Annotated in this window: 15 protein-coding genes and 1 pseudogene; 7 read left to right on the top strand and 9 right to left on the bottom strand. The window is 72.6% G+C overall.

The window, feature by feature from the left end:
• Window positions 1-64 precede the first annotated feature (64 nt).
• The 5 genes from ACIP5W_RS02850 to ACIP5W_RS02830 are packed head-to-tail and all read right to left on the bottom strand — an operon-like array spanning window position 65 to window position 5,375.
• Window positions 65-949 (bottom strand): glycosyltransferase family 2 protein, encoded by an 885-nt coding sequence (locus ACIP5W_RS02850; protein ID WP_401465770.1) that lies wholly within the window; start codon window positions 947-949, stop codon window positions 65-67.
• Window positions 946-1,725 (bottom strand): CDP-alcohol phosphatidyltransferase family protein, encoded by a 780-nt coding sequence (locus ACIP5W_RS02845; RefSeq protein WP_401465767.1) that lies wholly within the window; start codon window positions 1,723-1,725, stop codon window positions 946-948. Before ACIP5W_RS02845 ends, ACIP5W_RS02850 begins: the two co-directional genes overlap by 4 nt.
• Window positions 1,703-2,764 (bottom strand): iron-containing alcohol dehydrogenase family protein, encoded by a 1,062-nt coding sequence (locus tag ACIP5W_RS02840; protein ID WP_401465764.1) that lies wholly within the window; start codon window positions 2,762-2,764, stop codon window positions 1,703-1,705. Before ACIP5W_RS02840 ends, ACIP5W_RS02845 begins: the two co-directional genes overlap by 23 nt.
• Window positions 2,752-3,504: a sugar phosphate nucleotidyltransferase gene (locus ACIP5W_RS02835; protein ID WP_401465761.1), complete on the bottom strand. Its 753-nt coding sequence runs from the start codon at window positions 3,502-3,504 to the stop codon at window positions 2,752-2,754. The genes ACIP5W_RS02840 and ACIP5W_RS02835 overlap by 13 nt, the downstream gene beginning before the upstream one ends.
• On the bottom strand, window positions 3,501-5,375 hold the full coding sequence (locus ACIP5W_RS02830; RefSeq protein WP_401465758.1) for a DUF5941 domain-containing protein: 1,875 nt from the start codon (window positions 5,373-5,375) through the stop codon (window positions 3,501-3,503). The genes ACIP5W_RS02835 and ACIP5W_RS02830 overlap by 4 nt, the downstream gene beginning before the upstream one ends.
• A 300-nt stretch (window positions 5,376-5,675) precedes the next feature.
• On the opposite strand from ACIP5W_RS02830, the gene galE reads away from it, so the two are divergent.
• The 3 genes from galE (at window position 5,676) to idi (ending at window position 8,535) form a co-directional block, all read left to right on the top strand.
• Entirely contained in the window at window positions 5,676-6,665 is a 990-nt protein-coding gene (galE, locus tag ACIP5W_RS02825) for a UDP-glucose 4-epimerase GalE (protein ID WP_401465755.1), read from the top strand.
• A 118-nt stretch (window positions 6,666-6,783) separates the two neighbouring features.
• A complete protein-coding gene (locus tag ACIP5W_RS02820) occupies window positions 6,784-7,725 on the top strand; it encodes a cation diffusion facilitator family transporter (protein WP_401465753.1) in 942 nt (313 codons plus the stop codon).
• Between the two features lie 216 nt (window positions 7,726-7,941).
• Entirely contained in the window at window positions 7,942-8,535 is a 594-nt protein-coding gene (gene idi, locus ACIP5W_RS02815) for an isopentenyl-diphosphate Delta-isomerase (protein WP_401465750.1), read from the top strand.
• A gap of 1 nt (window position 8,536) precedes the next feature.
• On the opposite strand, the gene ACIP5W_RS02810 is transcribed toward idi, so the two are convergent.
• Window positions 8,537-9,091: an ATP-binding protein gene (locus ACIP5W_RS02810; protein ID WP_401466921.1), complete on the bottom strand. Its 555-nt coding sequence runs from the start codon at window positions 9,089-9,091 to the stop codon at window positions 8,537-8,539.
• A gap of 417 nt (window positions 9,092-9,508) precedes the next feature.
• Between ACIP5W_RS02810 and ACIP5W_RS02805 the strand changes: the two genes are divergently transcribed.
• Together ACIP5W_RS02805 and ACIP5W_RS02800 are read left to right on the top strand one after the other, a co-directional pair.
• The gene (locus ACIP5W_RS02805; protein ID WP_401465747.1) at window positions 9,509-11,098 is read left to right on the top strand and encodes a DUF1254 domain-containing protein; all 1,590 of its coding nucleotides are present in this window, start codon (window positions 9,509-9,511) and stop codon (window positions 11,096-11,098) included.
• A gap of 40 nt (window positions 11,099-11,138) precedes the next feature.
• A complete protein-coding gene (locus ACIP5W_RS02800; protein WP_401465744.1) occupies window positions 11,139-12,872 on the top strand; it encodes a SulP family inorganic anion transporter in 1,734 nt (577 codons plus the stop codon).
• 307 nt (window positions 12,873-13,179) lie between these two features.
• Here ACIP5W_RS02800 and heR read toward each other — a convergent pair whose 3' ends face one another.
• Together heR and ACIP5W_RS02790 are read right to left on the bottom strand one after the other, a co-directional pair.
• Window positions 13,180-13,962, bottom strand: coding sequence for a heliorhodopsin HeR (heR, locus tag ACIP5W_RS02795; RefSeq protein ID WP_401465741.1), 783 nt, complete (start codon window positions 13,960-13,962; stop codon window positions 13,180-13,182).
• A gap of 267 nt (window positions 13,963-14,229) precedes the next feature.
• Window positions 14,230-14,739, bottom strand: a complete 510-nt coding sequence (locus tag ACIP5W_RS02790; protein ID WP_401465738.1) for a universal stress protein — start codon at window positions 14,737-14,739, stop codon at window positions 14,230-14,232.
• 334 nt (window positions 14,740-15,073) lie between these two features.
• Here ACIP5W_RS02790 and ACIP5W_RS02785 point away from each other — a divergent pair, with 334 nt between their 5' ends.
• Together ACIP5W_RS02785 and ACIP5W_RS02780 are read left to right on the top strand one after the other, a co-directional pair.
• Complete coding sequence (locus ACIP5W_RS02785) at window positions 15,074-15,280, top strand: hypothetical protein (RefSeq protein ID WP_401465735.1); 207 nt, start codon at window positions 15,074-15,076, stop codon at window positions 15,278-15,280.
• A 584-nt stretch (window positions 15,281-15,864) separates the two neighbouring features.
• Complete coding sequence (locus tag ACIP5W_RS02780) at window positions 15,865-16,614, top strand: enoyl-CoA hydratase/isomerase family protein (protein WP_401465732.1); 750 nt, start codon at window positions 15,865-15,867, stop codon at window positions 16,612-16,614.
• On the opposite strand, the pseudogene ACIP5W_RS02775 reads toward ACIP5W_RS02780, so the two are convergent.
• Window positions 16,592-17,086 (bottom strand): annotated as a pseudogene (locus tag ACIP5W_RS02775) (DJ-1/PfpI family protein); the annotation flags it as partial. The gene ACIP5W_RS02780 and the pseudogene ACIP5W_RS02775 sit on opposite strands and share 23 nt — an antisense overlap.
• Between the last annotated feature and the right edge of the window lie 124 nt (window positions 17,087-17,210).

Genomic DNA, 17,210 nt, shown 5'->3' with positions numbered 1-17,210 from the left:
CTGAACCGGGCCGGCACGTGCCGGGGGGCCGCGGAACGGCCCGGGGCCCTCGGGGACGAGCTTGTCAGATGACGGGAGGCCGGCCCAGCCGGGTCAGCCGCCACACCGTACGCCACTTCATCGGCCTGCGCGGCCCGCACGATGTGGTCCACCCTTCCCGGAAACCACCGAACCACGCCTTCAGGGCCGGGCGCGAGGGGCGGCGCAGCAGAGTCAGCAGCAGCCACACGCCGAGATAGACCGGGACGAGGAGCGCGGGAAGGTTGCGCCGGGCCAGCCAGACCCGGTTGCGGGCGACCATGCGGTGGTAGACGGCGTGCCGCGAGGGGGCGGTCGTCGGGTGGTGCAGCACCATGTCGGACCGGTAGTCGATCATCCAGCCCGCGTCGAGGGCCCGCCAGGCCAGGTCGGTCTCCTCGTGGGCGTAGAAGAACGCGTCCGGGAGGGCGCCGACCTCGGCGAGGACCTGGGTGCGCACCGCGTTGGCGCCGCCGAGGAAGGTGGTGACGCGGGAGGAGCGCATCGGGTCGGAGGCGCGCAGCCGGGGCACGTGGCGGCGCTGGGTGACGCCGGTCTCCGGGTCGGCGATGCGGAAGCTGATGATGCCGAGCCCGGGGTCCTCCTCGAAGGCCCGGCGGCACAGCTCGGCGGTGTCGTGGTGCGCGAGGAGGCCGTCGTCGTCGAGGAAGAGCAGCACGTCGACGTCGCGCCCGCTCGGGCCGAACGCCTCGATGCCCACGTTGCGGCCGCCGGGGATGCCGAGGTTCTCGGGCAGCTCGACCGTGCGGACGCCGTCGGGGACGTCGGGGACGGGCGAGCCGTTGCCGACGACGACCACCTCGACCCGGTCGCCGTCCTGCTTGGCGATCGAGTCGATAAGGGCGCACAGCTCGTCGGGGCGGTTGCCCATGGTGATGATCACCGCGCCGACCTTCATGGGCGCGCTCACTTCAGCCTGCTCGAGGCGAGGATGGACACCAGGTGCAGCACGGTCTGGAGCAGCGCGATGCCCGCGAGCACGGCGACCCCGAGCCGGGTGAAGAAGAGGTCGCCGCGCATCTGGTCCACGACCGCCAGGACCAGGATGAGCAGGGAGGCCTCGATGCCGAGGATCAGACGGTGGAACTTCAGCATGGCGGCGGCCCTGCGGGCCAGCGCCATGCCGGAGGAGCGCATCTCCGCGGCCGCCTCCTGCACCGGCGGCTTCCCGGCCTGGTGGCGGGCGACGCCGACGAGGTCGGTCTCCGCCTTGATCAGGATCGCGCCGAGCGCGGCGAGCGTGCCGAGGAAGGCCCACAGCCAGTCGATGCGCCCGGTGCCCCACAGGTCGGCGGCGCGCAGGCCGAAACCGGTGAGCACGGCCGCGTCGGTCAGGTAGGCGCCGACCCGGTCCAGGTAGACGCCGTTGAGGGAGTACTGCTTCTTCCAGCGGGCGATCTCGCCGTCGACGCAGTCGAGCAGCAGGTACATCTGGACGCACACCACGCCGAGCACCGCGCCCGTGATCCCCGGCACCAGCAGCGCCGGGGCCGCGAGCACGCCGAAGACGGTCATCAGGTACGTGAGCTGGTTGGGCGTGACCCTGGTGTTCACCAGATAGCGGTCGACCCGCAGGGACACCTCACGCATGTAGAGGCGTCCCATCCAGTGCTCACCGCTGCGCCGGTCCTTCACCCCCGCGGGGTGGACGACCGGTCTGAGTTCAGCTACCGATGGCCTTGACATAGTCGGCGTAGGTGTCCTTGATCTGTTCGGTCTTGAGGTCGAGGTGTTCGAGGATCGTGTAGCGGCCGGGGCGGGTCTGCGGGGCGTACTCCACGACCTTGACGAACTCTTCCGTCGTGAAGCCGATCTCGTCGGGCAGCACCGGCAGTCCGTGCCGGCGCAGCACGTCGGCCATGTACGCCGACTCCTCGTGGGCTCCGCGCAGGTACATCGCGAAGGCCGCGCCCAGTCCGCACTGCTCGCCGTGGGCGGCGGCACGCCTGGGGTACAGCAGGTCGAAGGCGTGGTTGATCTCGTGGCAGGCGCCGGACGACGGGCGGGAGTCGCCGGACACCGACATCGCGATGCCGCTGAGGACGAGCGCCTCGGCGAGCACCTGGAGGAAGCCGGTGTCGCCGATGCCGCCCGGGTGCCGCAGGACCGCCTCGCCGGCCTGCCGCGCGATGGCGGCGGCCAGTCCGTCGATCTTCTCGCCCTTGACGCGGTGGGCCAGCTCCCAGTCCGCGATCGCGGAGATGTTGGAGACGGCGTCGCCGATGCCGGCCCGCACGTAGCGGACCGGCGCGTCACGGATGACGTCCAGGTCGATCACGACGGCGATCGGGTTCGGCACCCCGTAGGAGCCGCGGCCCGCGTCGTTGTCGAGGGTGGCGACCGGGGAGCACAGTCCGTCGTGCGCGAGGTTCGTCGGTACGGCGACCAGCGGCAGGCCCACCCGTGCCGCGGCGAACTTGGCACAGTCGATGATCTTGCCGCCGCCCAGGCCCACGACGGCGTCGTAGTGGCCGGCCTTTATGTCACCGGCGAGCCGTACGGCGTCGTCGAGGGTGCCGCCGTCCACCTCGTACCAGGTGGCGCCGGACAGGGCGGGGGTGAGGCGTTCGCGCAGCCGGGCGCCCGAGCCGCCGCTGACGGCGACGGCGAGCTTGCCCGAGTGCGAGATGCGCTCGTCGGCGAGGACCCCGACGAGGTCGTCGAGGGCACCCGGACGGATGTCGACGACGACCGGCGAGGGGATCAGCCGGGTCAGTACTGGCACGCGATCTCCCGTCCACGGGCGAGATCGTCGTGGTTGTCGATCTCGACCCACTCGACGTCGCCGATCGGTGCCACGTCGATGCGGAAGCCGCGGTCGACCAGCTCCTGGTAGCCGTGCTCGTAGAACTGCTGGGGGTCCTTCTCCCAGACGGTCCTCAGCGCGTCGGCCAGGTCGGGGGCGGCGTCGCCCTCGATGAGGGTGACGCCGATGTACTCGCCGGTGGCCTCGGCGGGGTCCATGAGCTTGGTGATCCTCGTCATGCCCTTGGCGGGGTCGACGACGACCTTCATCTCCTCGTCGGCGAGGGACTTCACGGTGTCGAGCGCGAGGATGATCCGCCTGCCGTCGCCACGGGCGGCGAGCAGGGTCTTCTCGACGGAGACCGGGTGCACGGTGTCGCCGTTGGCGAGGATCACACCGTCCTTGAGGGCGTCACGCCCGCACCACAGGGAGTAGGCGTTGTTCCACTCCTCGGCCTTGTCGTTGTCGATCAGGGTGAGCTTGAGGCCGTACTTCGCCTCCAGGGCCGCCTTGCGCTCGTACACGGCCTCCTTGCGGTAGCCGACGACGACCGCGACCTCGGTCAGACCGATCTCGGCGAAGTTGCCGAGGGTCAGGTCCAGCACCGTGGGCTCGCCCTCTATACCCGCGGGCCCCACCGGCACCAGCGCCTTGGGAAGGCTGTCGGTGTAGGGGCGCAGACGCCGTCCGGCGCCGGCCGCCAGCACGAGGCCGATCATGCGGGTTCTCCTTCGTCGTGTACGGACGGGGCGCCTGCCCGGTGGGCGGCGACCCAGAAGCGGATGCTCTCGGCGAGCACCACGAGGGCGACGGCCACGGCGAGAACCGTGAGCGCGACCGTGAACTGCCCGGCGGTGAGCACCGCGGCGAGTACGGCCACGAGCAGCGTCCGCCCCTCCTGCCCCCCGACGGCGCGCACCAGCCAGGCCGGCGGCGCTCCGGCGTTGCCGCGGATGCGGTACACCGTGTCGTAGTGATGGTAGGCGACGGCGGCAACCAGCCCGAAAGCGGCCGGTAGCGCTCCGTTCACGTCGGCCTTCGCCGCGAGGATCAGCACCGTGCCGTACTCGGCGGCGCGGAAGAAGGGGGGAACCAGCCAGTCGAGGGCGCCCTTGAGGGGGTGGGCGACGGCTTCGGCGGACAGCAGGACGTAGGCACCGGCCATCAGCACGACCCACCAGCTCGGCCCCCACAGCCAGGCACCGAGGGTGACGAGGACGGCGCCGACGGCGGCGCTCAGGGGGGCCGTCGGACGGGGCCTGCCGGGCAGGAGGCGGACCAGCAGGCCGGTCAGCGGCCCGCAGTCCGAGAGGTCCGCCAGGGACCGCGCCGCCCGGTCGGTGCGGCCGGCCCTGCGGGTCAGGGAGCGCAGGACGCGGCCCGCGGTGGTGTACGTGGCCGCGAAGGCGCAGCCGACGAGCAGGACGCAGAAGGTGATGCGGGGGGTGGTGGCCGCGGTCAGGACGGCGATCATGGCCCATCGTTCGCCGATGGGCAGCACTATCATCCGGCGCACCCAGACCGTCCAGCCGACGCTGTCCAGCCTGCCGGAGAGGGCGGCGGTGGGGCTGGTGTCGGCGGTGGCGTCCGTGCTGTCGGCGTTCGCCTCGTTGAAGGAGAAGTCCACGACGTGCCGGCAGGTCTGCAGGACCATCGCGCCGAGTGCGAGCGCCCAGACGTCGTCGCCGCCGCGGGCCGCTCCGAGGGCGAGGCCCGCGTAGTAGGCGTACTCCTTGGCCCGGTCGAAGGTGGCGTCCAGCCAGGCCCCGAGGGTGGAGTACTGGAGCGAGTAGCGGGCGAGCTGGCCGTCGGTGCAGTCCAGGACGAAGGAGAAGAGGAGCAGCAGCCCGGCGGCGACGTAGCCGGCGCGGGTGCCGGTGGCCGCGCAGCCCGCCGCGATCAGCGCGGTGACCAGCGAGGCGGTGGTGACCTGGTTCGGGGTGAGGCCCCGGCGGGCGCACCAGCGGGCGAGGTAGCGCGAGTAGGGGCTGATGCAGAACGTCGTGAAGAAGCCGTCGCGGGCCTTCACGGCCGACTTCAGGCGTACGGCCTCGTCGTCGACGGCGCCGACGGCCTGCCGTGCCTCGTTGCGGGCCTGCGGGTCGGCGGGGACGGCGGCGACCAGGCTGCCCAGCTCGGGCCGGTGGACCTCGCTGCCGTCGGCGTCGAGGGCGGTGACGATGCGGTCGGCGAGGCCGTCCACGTCCCCCACGCCCGGCTTCACTCGCGCGGGGGCACCCCCCTCCGCGGTGCCCGCGGGGGCGCCCCGCTCCGCGGTGCCGCCGCTCGCGGAGTTCTCGCGGGCCATCGCGCGGGTCAGGGCCTGGCGGCCGGCCGGCTGGGCGGTGACGGCGCCGGGGACCGCGGCGAGCGGGAAGCGGGGGTCGGTCAGGCCGAGGCGCAGCGCGTGCTGATGGCCCACGAAGCGGGTGTCGACGACGGCGACCCGCTGGTCGGCCGGGACGGCGGCGAGAAGCGTCTCCGCGTCGGCGGCGTCGGCGGCGGACCGGACGTCGAAGCCGAGGGACCGCAGGTCGGCCTCGATCGACGAGCCGGGGACCGGCTGACCGGTGAGGATGGCGGTCGACAACCGAACTCACTCCCTGGGTCCGGCGCGCGTGCGCCGGTCTTCTGCATGGTGGGCTCTGCATGGCGGGCGCCCCTGTACGGCACCGGTGACGGCACCGGGCGCGCGGCATTCGGCAGAGGTTATCGGATGCCGGGAAGGCCGTGTTCACCGGCCGTTCAGGTCGGATCCACGCGGCCCGGACCGGCCTTCGCCGAGATCATCATGTGCGATCGGCGGCCCCGCCCACAAACCGCGCTCCCCCACGGCAGACATCCGGGACATTGCGCACGGACCCGGGGCCTCGGCATAGGGTGGGCGGCCATGACGTGGCTGATCACCGGCGGGGCCGGATACATAGGGGCACATGTGGCGCGGGCCATGACCGGCGCCGGCGAACGCGTCGTCGTGCTGGACGACCTGTCGGCCGGCGTCCCCGCGCGGCTCCCGGCGGACGTGTCCCTCGTCGCGGGTTCGGCGCTCGACGCCGGCCTGCTCGAGCGGGTCCTGGCCGAGCACGCGGTGACCGGGGTGGTGCACCTGGCGGCACGCAAGCAGGTCGCCGAGTCGGTGGCGGAGCCCACGCGCTACTACCGGGAGAACGTCGGGGGTCTGGCCACCCTGCTGGAGGCGGCCGCCGGGGCCGGTGTCCGGCGGTTCCTGTTCTCCTCGTCCGCGGCCGTCTACGGCAACCCGGATGTGGACCTCATCACGGAGGACACCCCCTGCGCCCCGGTCAACCCGTACGGCGAGACCAAGCTCGCCGGGGAGTGGCTGGTGCGGGCGGCGGGCGAGGCGCACGGCATCGCGACGACGTGCCTGCGCTACTTCAACGTGGCCGGGGCGGCCGAGCCCGGACTGGCCGACACGGGCGTCTCCAACATCGTCCCGATGGTCTTCGACCGGCTCACCCGCGGCGAGGCCCCGCGGATCTTCGGCGACGACTACCCGACCCCGGACGGCACCTGCGTACGGGACTACATCCACGTCGCCGACCTGGCCGAGGCGCATCTCGCGGCGGCACGCCGGCTCGGCGCGCCGGGCGCGGGCGGCGATCTGACGGTGAACATCGGCCGCGGCGAGGGGGTGTCGGTGCGCGAGCTGGTCACCCTGATCGGCGAGGTCACCGGCGACACCCGGCCGGCCGTGGTCGAGGGGCGCCGCCCCGGGGACGCGCCGCGCGCGGTGGCCTCGGCCGCGCTGGCCGCCCGGGAACTGGGCTGGACCGCCTCGCGCGGGATGCGCGAGATGGTCGCGTCGGCCTGGCGGGGCTGGCAGCTGCGCCGGGCGGCCGAGCCGCCGGAGGGCGCCTGACCTGGACTTCGTTTCCGCAGGTCAGGGGAGATGACAACGGTGTTCAGTGCCGCGTTGCCGGATACCCCCCGCCCGTAGTTCACTGGGGTCCCGGGCCGATCGCAGGAGGCTGTTTCCCATGGGGGCTGGGCACGACCACGGGCACGGTCACACGCACGTGCCGGCCACGGGTACGGCCGCGGCGGCGTACCGCGGCCGGCTGCGTGCCGCGCTGGCGATCACGCTCACCGTCATGGTGGTGGAGATCGTCGGCGGTGTGCTCGCCGACTCCCTCGCCCTGATCGCCGACGCGGCGCACATGGCGACGGACGCGCTGGGCCTCGGCATGGCGCTGCTGGCCATCCACTTCGCGAACCGCCCGCCGGCCGGGAACCGCACCTTCGGGTACGCCCGCGCCGAGATCCTGGCCGCCCTCGCCAACTGTCTGCTGCTGCTCGGCGTGGGCGGGTACGTCGTGTACGAGGCCGTCCAGCGGTTCCTCACGCCGGCCCCCACCGAGGGCGGACTGATGATCGTGTTCGGCGGGATCGGTCTGGTCGCCAACATGATCTCGCTGACGCTGCTGATGCGCGGGCAGGCCGACAGCCTCAATGTGCGGGGCGCGTTCCTGGAGGTGGCGGCGGACGCGCTGGGCTCGGTCGCGGTGCTGCTGTCGGCGGTGGTGATCCTGACGACGGGCTGGCGGGCCGCCGACCCGGTCGCCTCGCTCGTCATCGGCCTGATGATCGTGCCGCGTACCGTGAAGCTGCTGCGCGAGACGCTGGACGTGCTGCTGGAGGCGGCCCCGAAGGGCGTCGACATGGCCGAGGTGCGCACCCACATGCTCGCCCTGGACGGGGTCGAGGACGTGCACGACCTGCACGCCTGGACGATCACCTCGGGGATGCCGGTGCTGTCGGCGCACGTCGTGGTGCGCTCGGACGTGCTGGACGCGATCGGCCACGAGAAGATGCTGCACGAGCTCCAGGGCTGCCTGGGCGACCACTTCGACGTGGCGCACTGCACCTTCCAGCTGGAACCGCGCGGCCACGCGCAGCACGAGGCGCGGCTCTGCCACTGAGGGCCCGGACGGCTCGGCGTTCGCACATCCGTTCCGGACGGTTCCGTGTCCGCGGCGCCGGGCAAGATCACCCACCGGGCCCCGTTTCCGGCGGCGAAGCGGCGACGGCCGCGGTCACGCCGTGCGGCAGGACATGCGGGCGTTCGCGTGGAAGTGCCGGGAGCGCCGTGCGCGTACGGCAGACTGGGGGCGCGAGGACCGATGTTAAGGATGGGTATGCCGATCACACCTGCCACCGCGACGACCGGCTCGTCGAACGGCACCGCGGACACGATTTTGCTGGAACTGGTCGACGAGGACGGCGTGACCATCGGCACCGCGGAGAAGCTCGAGGCCCATCAGGCACCGGGGCGGCTGCACCGGGCGTTCTCGGTGTTCCTCTTCGACGAGCGGGGCCGGCTGCTGCTGCAGCAGCGGGCGCTGGGCAAGTACCACTCCCCCGGTGTCTGGTCCAACACCTGCTGCGGTCACCCCTACCCGGGTGAGGCGCCGTTCGCGGCGGCCGCGCGGCGCACGTTCGAGGAGCTGGGGGTGTCCCCCTCGCTGATGGCGGAGGCGGGCACGGTCCGCTACAACCACCCGGACCCGGCGTCGGGCCTGGTGGAGCAGGAGTACAACCACCTGTTCGTGGGGATGGTGCAGTCCGCGCTGCGGCCGGACCCGGAGGAGGTCGGCGACACGGTCTTCGTGACACCCGTCGAGCTGGCGGAGCGGCATGCGAAGGACGTGTTCTCCTCCTGGTTCATGACCGTGCTGGATGCGGCCAGGCCGGCGGTGCGGGAGCTGACGGGCCCCTCGGCCGGCTGGTGAGCTAGCGGTTTCCCGCGGGTTTGAGCGGCAGGGCGGCCCAGATCACCTTGCCGCCGCTCGTGGTGTGTTCGACGTCGCACACCCCGCCCGCCTCCCGGGTGATCTCCCGCACCAGCAGCAGTCCCCGGCCGCCCGTCCGGCCGTGGTCGGCCTCCAGGGCGGTCGGACGGTAGGGGTGGCTGTCCTCCACGGACAACCGCACCCACTCGGCCCCGACGGCCACCTCCACCGCGAGGACCGGCGACAGCAGTGCCGCGTGCCGTACGGCGTTGGTCACCAGCTCGGAGACGATCAGCAGCAGGCCCTGGACCAGGTCGTCCGAGGCCGGCACCCCCTGCCGGTGGAGCAGGTCCCGCACAGCGTGTCTCGCCTGCGGGACGGAGGCGTCCACAGCGGACGCGGTGAACCGCCACACGCCTTCGTACGGCAGCGGTTGCGGTTGCGGTTGCGGTTGCGGTTGCGGCACTCTGCCGGCCGGGGGGTCCTCCGCCGTTCCGGGAGGCGCCCCCGCCTCGCCCTCCGGGCGTGGGCCGGGCCTGCGCCCCTGGTTCTCCATCGTCCGGTCGCCGTCCTTGCGCTCGATTGTCACCACACGTCGAGTGTTGGTAACGCGGCGCTTCCCCTCGGATGCCTGAACAGAAGTCAGCCGATATAGAGCGTTCTCGACCGTCTCGGCCTCCTTCTGCCGAAAAACCGACCACTTTTGTTGTGCTCACGTCGCCTTCGCTCACTCTTCGGGTTGTACGGGTTCGGCGGGGCGCGCGCCCGATCCGCACGGAGCCGGGCCCCCGGCCGTGCGCGCGTCCGCCGGCGGCCCCGGCGGCCCCGGCGGCCTCTCTCCCCCTCTCCCCCCGCCTCGTTCCCGCCGACCGAGTCATTCGCCTGCACCGAACGGCGTAGCACCGTGGAGTCCGGCGGCCGCGCGGAATCGCGGTCGTTAGGGTGCGATTCCACGAAAGACAGGAGCGGGGCCTTGCAGAAAGCGGCACAGATCTCACCGGAGATCCTGGAATCGATTTCGACTCCCGAGCGGGTCGAGACGCACCTGGGCTCCCTCGATTTCCCGCTCGGCATTCCCACCGAGGAGACGGCGGACCTCCTGTACGACCACCTGGACCACGTGCGAGCGGTCAGCGCGTTCCTCGACGCCTATTCCGGCGTCAGCGTATGGGCGGCTCGCAGGGGATTCCTGGCGGCGGGAATCCAGGATCACGACGTCATGATCTGTTCGGAATTCATGGATGCCAAGTCGCTCGTGCTGACCGGGAACGCGGACACCGTCTATTTCGTGACGTTCCTCGACCTGACCGAGGGTCCGCTGGTGGTGGAAATGCCGCCCCTCTCCCTCTGCTTTCTCAATGACCTGTGGTTCCGCTGGGTCGCGGACCCCGGCATGGCCGGTCCGGACCGCGGGGCCGGCGGCAGGTACCTCTTCGTGCCGCCCGGCTACGAGGGCCCTCTTCCCGAGGGCGGGTTCTTCACGTGCCGGACGCGCACCACGCGGCTCCTCCTGGGCGGGCGGGCTTTCCTGGAGGGCGACGACCCGAAGCCGGCGGTCGAGCGCATCAAGCGGGGGCTGCGCATCCACCGCTACGTCCCCGGGTTCTACGGGACCAGCATCGGGGAGATCGTCACCGGTGGCACGGCGCCGCCGCTGCCGTGGACCGCCGAGACCTGGACCGCCGCGCTCCGGAAAACCGATCCGCCGCGCTTCGTCGAGGGCACCGGGCTCCCCGTGAACACGGTCCCGCCCGCGGACGCGACGTACTTCGACCTCGCGAGCGAGCTGGTGCACGACCAGCCGGCCGAGGCGCTCGATCCCGAGATCGCCGGTGCCCTGGCCGCCGTCGGGATCGTCAGGGGCAAGCCCTTCCAGCCGGACCGGCGGATGCGGGAGATCCTCACCGGGGCGGCCGCGGTGGGGAACGCCACGGCGCGTACGCTCGCCTCCCGCCCGCGCCCGTCCGAGGGGGCGCACTACTACGGCGACTCCTCCCGGTGGGTCAACGGCCTGCTCGTGTCCGGCCACGAGTTCCTGGCCCCGCCGCCGGACATCACCGACCGGGGCGTCGAGCCCCGTCCGAACGACGGCGCCCGGAAACTCAACCTGCGGTCCTGGTGGTGGTACCTGGGCGTGGGGATCAGCCCGGCGTTCACCGCGCCGCTGTCCGGCATCGGCTCGCAGTACGTCTTCGCGTTCGCCGACCGGCAGGACCAGGCCCTCGACGGCGGCCGGCGCTACCGCCTGGTCCTCCCGCCGGACATTCCCGCCGCCAGGTTCTGGTCGTGCACGGTGTACGACAACCAGACGCGCTCGATGCTCGACACCCCGCAGCGCTTCCCCCGGGCCGGCAGCCAGGACTACCCGACCCCGGCGGCGGTCGCCGACGCCGACGGCACGACCACGCTGCACTTCGGGCCCGACCGGCCCGACGGCGTGCCGGAGGGCAACTGGATCCAGACCACGCCGGGCCGGGGATGGTTCGCCGTCCTGCGGTTCTACAGCCCCCTGCCGCCGTTCTTCGACAAAAGCTGGCGGCCGGGCGAGATCGAGCCGGCGTGAGGCAGCCGGCCATGGGCGGTCCGTCCGTCCGAGCACGCGCATGACCTGGCTGTTCTCCTCGCTGCGGGGCTACCGGCTGCGGTGGCTGCGGCGTGACGCCCTGGCCGGGCTGACGGTGTGGGCGATCCTCGTGCCCGAGGCGCTCGCCTACGCCGGCATCGCCGGCGTCCCGCCCGTGGTCGGCCTGTACGCCGCCCCGGCGGCGCTGGTCCTCTACGCGGCCTTCGGCAGCTCCAGACACCTGGTCGTCGGTCCGATGGCGGCGACCGCGGCGCTGTCGGCGGCGGTCGTCGGGGAGCTGGCTCCCGGCGGAGGCGCCCGCTTCGCGGCCATGACGGCGGCGCTCGCGCTGATGGTGGGGGGCATGGCGCTCCTCGCCGGCCTCCTGCGTCTCGGATTCGTCGCCGGATTCGTCTCCGAGCCGGTGCTGAAGGGCTTCATCGTCGGCCTGGCGTTGACGATCATCGTGGGTCAGCTGCCGAAGCTGCTCGGGATCGAGGGCGGCTCGGGCGACTTCTTCGAGCGGCTCCGGGCACTGATCGAGGGACTCGGCTCGACCAGCTTCCTCAGCGCAGCGGTCGGCGTCGCCGCCCTCGCCCTGGTCGTCGTCCTGAAGAAGGTCGCTCCGGTGGTGCCCGGCTCGCTGATCGCGGTGGCGCTGGGAATCGCCGCGGTCGCGGTCTTCGACCTGGACGCCCACGGAGTCGCCGTCGTCGGCGACGTGGAGACCGGCCTGCCGTCGTTCGGCTTCCCCGACGTCTCCCTCGGCGATCTCGGGGACCTCGTGTCCGGGAGCGTCGGCGTGATGCTCGTGGCCTTCGCCGAGGGCCTCGGAGCGGCGAAGACCTACGCCTCGCGCGACCACTACGAGGTCGACGCCGACCGCGAGCTGATCGGACTCGGCGCCGCCGGACTGGGCGCGGGCCTCTCCAGCGGCATGGTCGTCAACGGCAGCCTCTCGAAGACCGCCGTCAACCGGTCCGCCGGTGCGCGCAGCCAGCTCTCCGGACTGTTCGTGGCCGCCCTGACGGTGATCACCCTGCTCTTCCTCACCGGGCTCTTCGAGCAGCTTCCCGAGCCGGTGCTGGCCGCGGTGGTGATCGCGGCGCTCGTCGAGCTGGTCGACATCGACTCCCTGGTGGCCCTCTACCGGGTGCACACCGGCACGCTGGGGAGGATGTACGGCGTGGCGTCGCGCCCCGATTTCACCGCCGCGGTCGCGGCGATGGCCGGGGTGATGGTCTTCGACACGCTGCCCGGTCTGTTCATCGGCATCGGCGTGTCACTGCTGCTGCTCCTCTACCGCTCCTCGCGTCCGCACATCAGCGAACTCGGCCGGCTCCCCGGCGACCGCTACTTCGCCTCGCTCGACAGACACCCCGAGAGCCGCAGGATCCCGGGCGTGGTCGTGCTCCGTGTGGAGGCCGGGATCTACTTCGCCAACGCCGACCGGGTCCGGTCCGGGGCGCGGGAGGCCGCCACACGGGAAGGGACCAGGGCGGTGGTCATCGACGCCGAGACGGTTCCGTTCATCGACGTCAGCGGCGTGCGCATGCTCGACGGACTCACGGACGACCTCGGGAACCTCGGTGTCCGCCTGCTCCTCGCCCGCGACGTGGGCCAGGTGCGGGACGTCCTGCGCACGGCCGAGGCCGCACCCGAGCTGAGGCGCGTGTATCCGACCGTCCGCGCCGCGGTGGAGGCGGCGGGTACCGGTCCGGGGCACGAGTCCGGGTGGGGTGAGCCCGGGTTCGACGGCAACGGCGCCGGGTGAGGGCCTCGGGACTCGTGGCCATGACGTCCCGGGGCCCTCTTCTTGCCGGCAGGTTCGACCGGAGAGGCGGATACGGCTCCTGGCCCGGCGGGTGGAGGAGCACAAAGGTGCTCACGGTGGTGGCGCCGGTGCGGGTGGCGAGCCGTTTGACGGTGCGGGCGGGCAGGCGGTGGTGGGGGTCGGTGCGGGCGGGCAACAGGACGATGGCACTGCGGTGGTGATCCGACCTCTGACTTGTCGACTCGGCTCCCGGGCGCACGGTCGGCCGATGCGTCGGCTGCACCGTCCAGCGCCGGTTGAAAGCGGTTCAGCCGGCCAGCGAGCCGGTGAAGATCTGCCACGCCAGGAGTGACTTCGCCGCGAGGCTGAGGACCAGGTAGGCCTTTTCACCGTATGCGTAGTCGGACCACCGGCCGACTCCGCGGTACTGGAGCCACTGGTTGAGGCCGAAGCTGAAGAAGAGGGCTGCCTGGACGAGAACGATTCCGTACACGAAGCCGGGGACGGCCTCGGCCGCGACGATGTTGTACGCGATCGAGACCCACGGCGTGACGCCGACCAGCGTCCCGAACCAGAACGGCAGCATCCTGGTCCTCGCCCGCCCCGGCGGGTTCATCACCTCTTCGACCCAGCCGAAGAGGATCATCCCGACGTTGGCACCGACGACGGCGATGACGGCGTTGATGCCGGTGATGCCCGCGTAGAAGCCGATGAGGAGGACCATCAGGGTCGCGCTCAGCGCGTACTCCAGCCACCGGAAACGGTTGATGCCACGTCTGAGGTCGCGTTCGTAGATGCGGCGGCACACCGTCGCCGTCAGCAGGTGGTCCACTGCCGCGAGGGTGAGGAAGACGGCGACGGCCCAGCCGATCGGCACGTCGAACAACGCTTCCGGGGCGGGCGCTGTCGTTCCCGGTGGCCCCTCGGGAACGGAGGAGGTGACGGTGATCGAGAAGCTTCCGGCGAGCAGGACGACGGCCACGGCTTGGAGCAGGTGCAGCAGCGTGAGCCCCAGGTTCCACCTGCGGAGCCCGGCGAGGCGCTCGGCGGTGACACCGGTGGCCACCGGTGTGCCGTCCTCTCGCTTCACAGTTCCTCCTCGATGGCCGGCGCCGCGGTACGTCAGCATGGTGGTACCCCTCGGGCCGGGAATCACGGCAGTCGCGCCACCGCCTCGCCGGAAAGTCGCCCGAGTGGCGCCCGGGAACCCGCCGTCCCGCTCGTCTCCGGAACAGCCCGCGGCCCCTTCCCCACCGGGCTCCCCCGGGAGGGTGTGGCTGCGGTTGCGCAACGATCCGGACGGCTGTGCCCTTGGCCCGGCCCGTGGGTCGGCCGGGAGCGGTCCTTCGCCCGAGCCTCAGCGGCCGGGGCAGGACACGGCCAGCGGCGCCCACGGCACCGGCGAGGCCGCGTGGACGAACGGGCCGCCCCGGATGGTGGCGGCCTCCATCACCGTGCAGGCGTCCAGACCCGCCGGCCCGCTGCGCGAGACCACCAGCAGTGAGCAGCCGTGCAGGACCGCCGTGTCCAGCAGGGCCTTCGCCGCGTGCAGCCGCCCGCCTCCGCGAACAGCAGGCCGGTGACAGACGGCCGCCTGGTGGGCGATCCCCGCGCGGGCCAGGCGCGGCATGACCCGTCCCAGCACGGCGCGGGCCGCCATCGAGTCCGGGCACACGGCCCCGGCCCCGGGCGGCGGCGGAGGCAGGACCGCGATCAGCAGCAGCGGTGCGCCGCGCGCGGCGGCGAGCCGGACGGCCGCGTCCACCACGGCGGTGTCGTCCAGACGGTCGGCCAGCACCGCGGCCACCGGGAACCGCCGACGGGCGACCGAGGGGGCGGGAGAGGAGTTCGGGCAGGTGGTGTCCATGATGATCGCCCTTTCCGGGAGAGGGAAGGAGAGGCACTTCCAGCGTCCCCGCCACCCGCAAAGTACGTCAATACTTACGTGAAAGATTTTTCGCGTATAACGTATCGCATGTCTGGGGATCGGGTGCACGCCTTCCGCCACGGGCGTGCGGCTTCCCGCCGCTCGCTCTCCCGCGGAGCGGGGCCGGCGGCCCTGGCACCACGGTGGGCGATCGCATGAGATCGGGCGGCGCCGGCTGTGCGGTGTCCCCGATGCGGGGTTGGGCGGGCATCCGGACCACGCCGGCACGATCGGCCAACCGCCGCCCCGGTCCCCTGTTCTCCACCGTGGACCGATGGAGGGCGCCGACCAGCGCTTCGACGTCGGGGGCCGTCCGGCGGCACGGCCTTTGCCCTACGGCCTCGGCGACCGCGTCGCCCTCGTCCAGCAGGTCGCCCTCGCCCACCTGCGCCACGTCACCGGAATCGACCACACCGACGGGAAGAACGCCCGAACGGTCCTTGCGGGCGGCCACCCGCCGGGACGCCTCGAATCCAAGTGACCCCGCCTCCAAGTGACCCCGCCCTCCCCCGGACGCGCGTCCTGCCGCCCCTGATGACGACCGGCAGGATGAATGCCCACGCGATCCTCACGTACGGCCAGGTCCTCCAGCCCAGCCAGAGCGGGCACCCGATCCCCGCCGCCCGGGGAGCTGTCGGCTCCCAGAACGTACGCCGGCCCGACACTCGTCCGCCCCTGCTCGATCCTCTTCGACACGCCGGTCCAGCGGGGAAGGCGACGCCGCCGATCAGGAGCAGCCGGCCGAACAGCGGCATCGACGTCAGGGTGGCGACACCGGTGCAGACGGGTCCGACGAGCCCGGCCGGCAGCAGGATCACCCCGAGCACGGAGAGCCGGCTGACCCCGTGCGCACTCAACCGCCGGCAGTTCACACCCCCTGCGGAGTTCCACCGCCTCGCCCCGGGGCAGGGTGGACGTGTCCGTGGGCGCCTCCTCGTATCACTTTCCTCTCGGTCCCCTTCGTCCCTCTTCGGTCGCCTTTGGTCGTGCTGTGCCCTCGGTGTCGTAACGCTCACCCCCACCGGGCTCGATCGGGTGCGCGGCCGCACGGTTAGCATCCGGGGCATGGAGCCCGAACTGCTGCACGGTGTCACCGACGCTGTCGCCACCGTCGTCCTGCACCATCCGGCCAAGCGCAACGCCATGACGGCCGCGATGTGGCGGGCGCTGCCGCCGCTGCTGGCGAAGCTGGCCGCCGATCCCGGGGTGGGGGCGCTGGTGCTGACCGGTGCGGGCGGTACGTTCTGCGCGGGGGCCGACATCTCCACGCTCCAGGGCTCGCCGGACGAGGCCCAGGCGCTGGCCGTGCGGGCCGAGGAGGCCCTCGCCGCCTTCCCCAAGCCGACGCTGGCCGCCGTTAAGGGGCACTGCGTGGGCGGGGGCGCGCAGTTGGCGGCCGCCTGCGACCTGCGGTTCGCCGAGGAGGGCGCGCTGTTCGGGGTGACGCCGGCCAGGCTCGGGATCGTCTACCCCTCCTCGGCCACCCGGCGGCTGGTGACGCTGGTGGGGCCGGCCACCGCCAAGTACCTGCTGTTCTCCGGCGAGTTGATCGGCGCGACACGGGCGCTGCGCACGGGCCTGGTCGACGAGGTGCTGCCGTTCGGCGAACTCGACGACAGGGTCGGGGAGTTCACGCGTGTACTGGTGTCCCGTTCGCGGCTGACGCAGGCCGCGGCGAAGGAGTTCGCCGACGGCCGCACGGACCGCGACGCCCACTGGGCGGCGCAGGCGCGCGGCAGCGGCGACACCGCGGAGGGGGTCGCCGCCTTCCTGGAGCGCAGGGAGCCGCGCTTCACCTGGACCACGTCAGGATGAACCGGCTCGTGGCGCGGAACCCCTCGACGAGGTGGGCCGGCGCCCTGTGCGGTGATCCGGCGTCGTAGGGCGGCCGCGGGTCGTACCCGGTGAGCGGCGGGACGGCCCGGGCGTGTTCGTCGCCGGCGATCCGGCCGAGCAGGGTGAGGCCCATGTCGATGCCCGCGGAGACGCCGGCCGCGGTGACGTACTTGCCGTCGGTGACGACCCGCTCCCCGGTCGGTTCGGCGCCGTGCCGCCGCAACTGCTCCAGGGCCAGCCGGTGCGAGGTGGCCCGGCGGCCCTCGAGGAGTGCGGCGGCGGCCAGGAGCAGGGAACCGGTGCACACCGAGGTCGTCCAGGTGCTGGTGGCGTCGGCGGCGCGCAGCCGGTCCAGCAGCAGGGGGTTGTCCATCTGCGGGGTCCGGCCGGGGCCGCCGGGCACGACGACGGTGTCGGGGCGCGTGACCTCGGCGAGGGCCCGGTCGGCCGCAACGACGGGTTCCCCACCTTTTCTGCCACGGGCGGCCGGTCGCCGCCCCGTGGACTACCAGCGGTCAATAGCCACGGAAAGGGACGAATGCCCTGGCTGCGGGGGGTGGCGGCAGCCGGACACG

It is taken from the genome of Streptomyces sp. NPDC088766 (assembly GCF_044750845.1).
In the GTDB taxonomy this organism is placed as follows: Bacteria; Actinomycetota; Actinomycetes; order Streptomycetales; family Streptomycetaceae; genus Streptomyces.
The sequence above is the reverse complement of the archived record's forward strand: the minus strand, read 5'-3'. Positions and strand labels throughout refer to the sequence as shown.

Coding starts and splice junctions, on each gene's coding strand:
- ACIP5W_RS02845 (WP_401465767.1), bottom strand. CDS start 1,725: ATGTCAAGGCCATCGGTAGCTGAACTCAGACCGGTCGTCCACCCCGCG.
- ACIP5W_RS02835 (WP_401465761.1), bottom strand. CDS start 3,504: ATGATCGGCCTCGTGCTGGCGGCCGGCGCCGGACGGCGTCTGCGCCCC.
- galE (WP_401465755.1), top strand. CDS start 5,676: ATGACGTGGCTGATCACCGGCGGGGCCGGATACATAGGGGCACATGTG.
- ACIP5W_RS02820 (WP_401465753.1), top strand. CDS start 6,784: ATGGGGGCTGGGCACGACCACGGGCACGGTCACACGCACGTGCCGGCC.
- idi (WP_401465750.1), top strand. CDS start 7,942: ATGCCGATCACACCTGCCACCGCGACGACCGGCTCGTCGAACGGCACC.
- ACIP5W_RS02810 (WP_401466921.1), bottom strand. CDS start 9,091: ATGGAGAACCAGGGGCGCAGGCCCGGCCCACGCCCGGAGGGCGAGGCG.
- ACIP5W_RS02800 (WP_401465744.1), top strand. CDS start 11,139: ATGACCTGGCTGTTCTCCTCGCTGCGGGGCTACCGGCTGCGGTGGCTG.
- ACIP5W_RS02790 (WP_401465738.1), bottom strand. CDS start 14,739: ATGGACACCACCTGCCCGAACTCCTCTCCCGCCCCCTCGGTCGCCCGT.
- ACIP5W_RS02785 (WP_401465735.1), top strand. CDS start 15,074: ATGGAGGGCGCCGACCAGCGCTTCGACGTCGGGGGCCGTCCGGCGGCA.
- ACIP5W_RS02780 (WP_401465732.1), top strand. CDS start 15,865: ATGGAGCCCGAACTGCTGCACGGTGTCACCGACGCTGTCGCCACCGTC.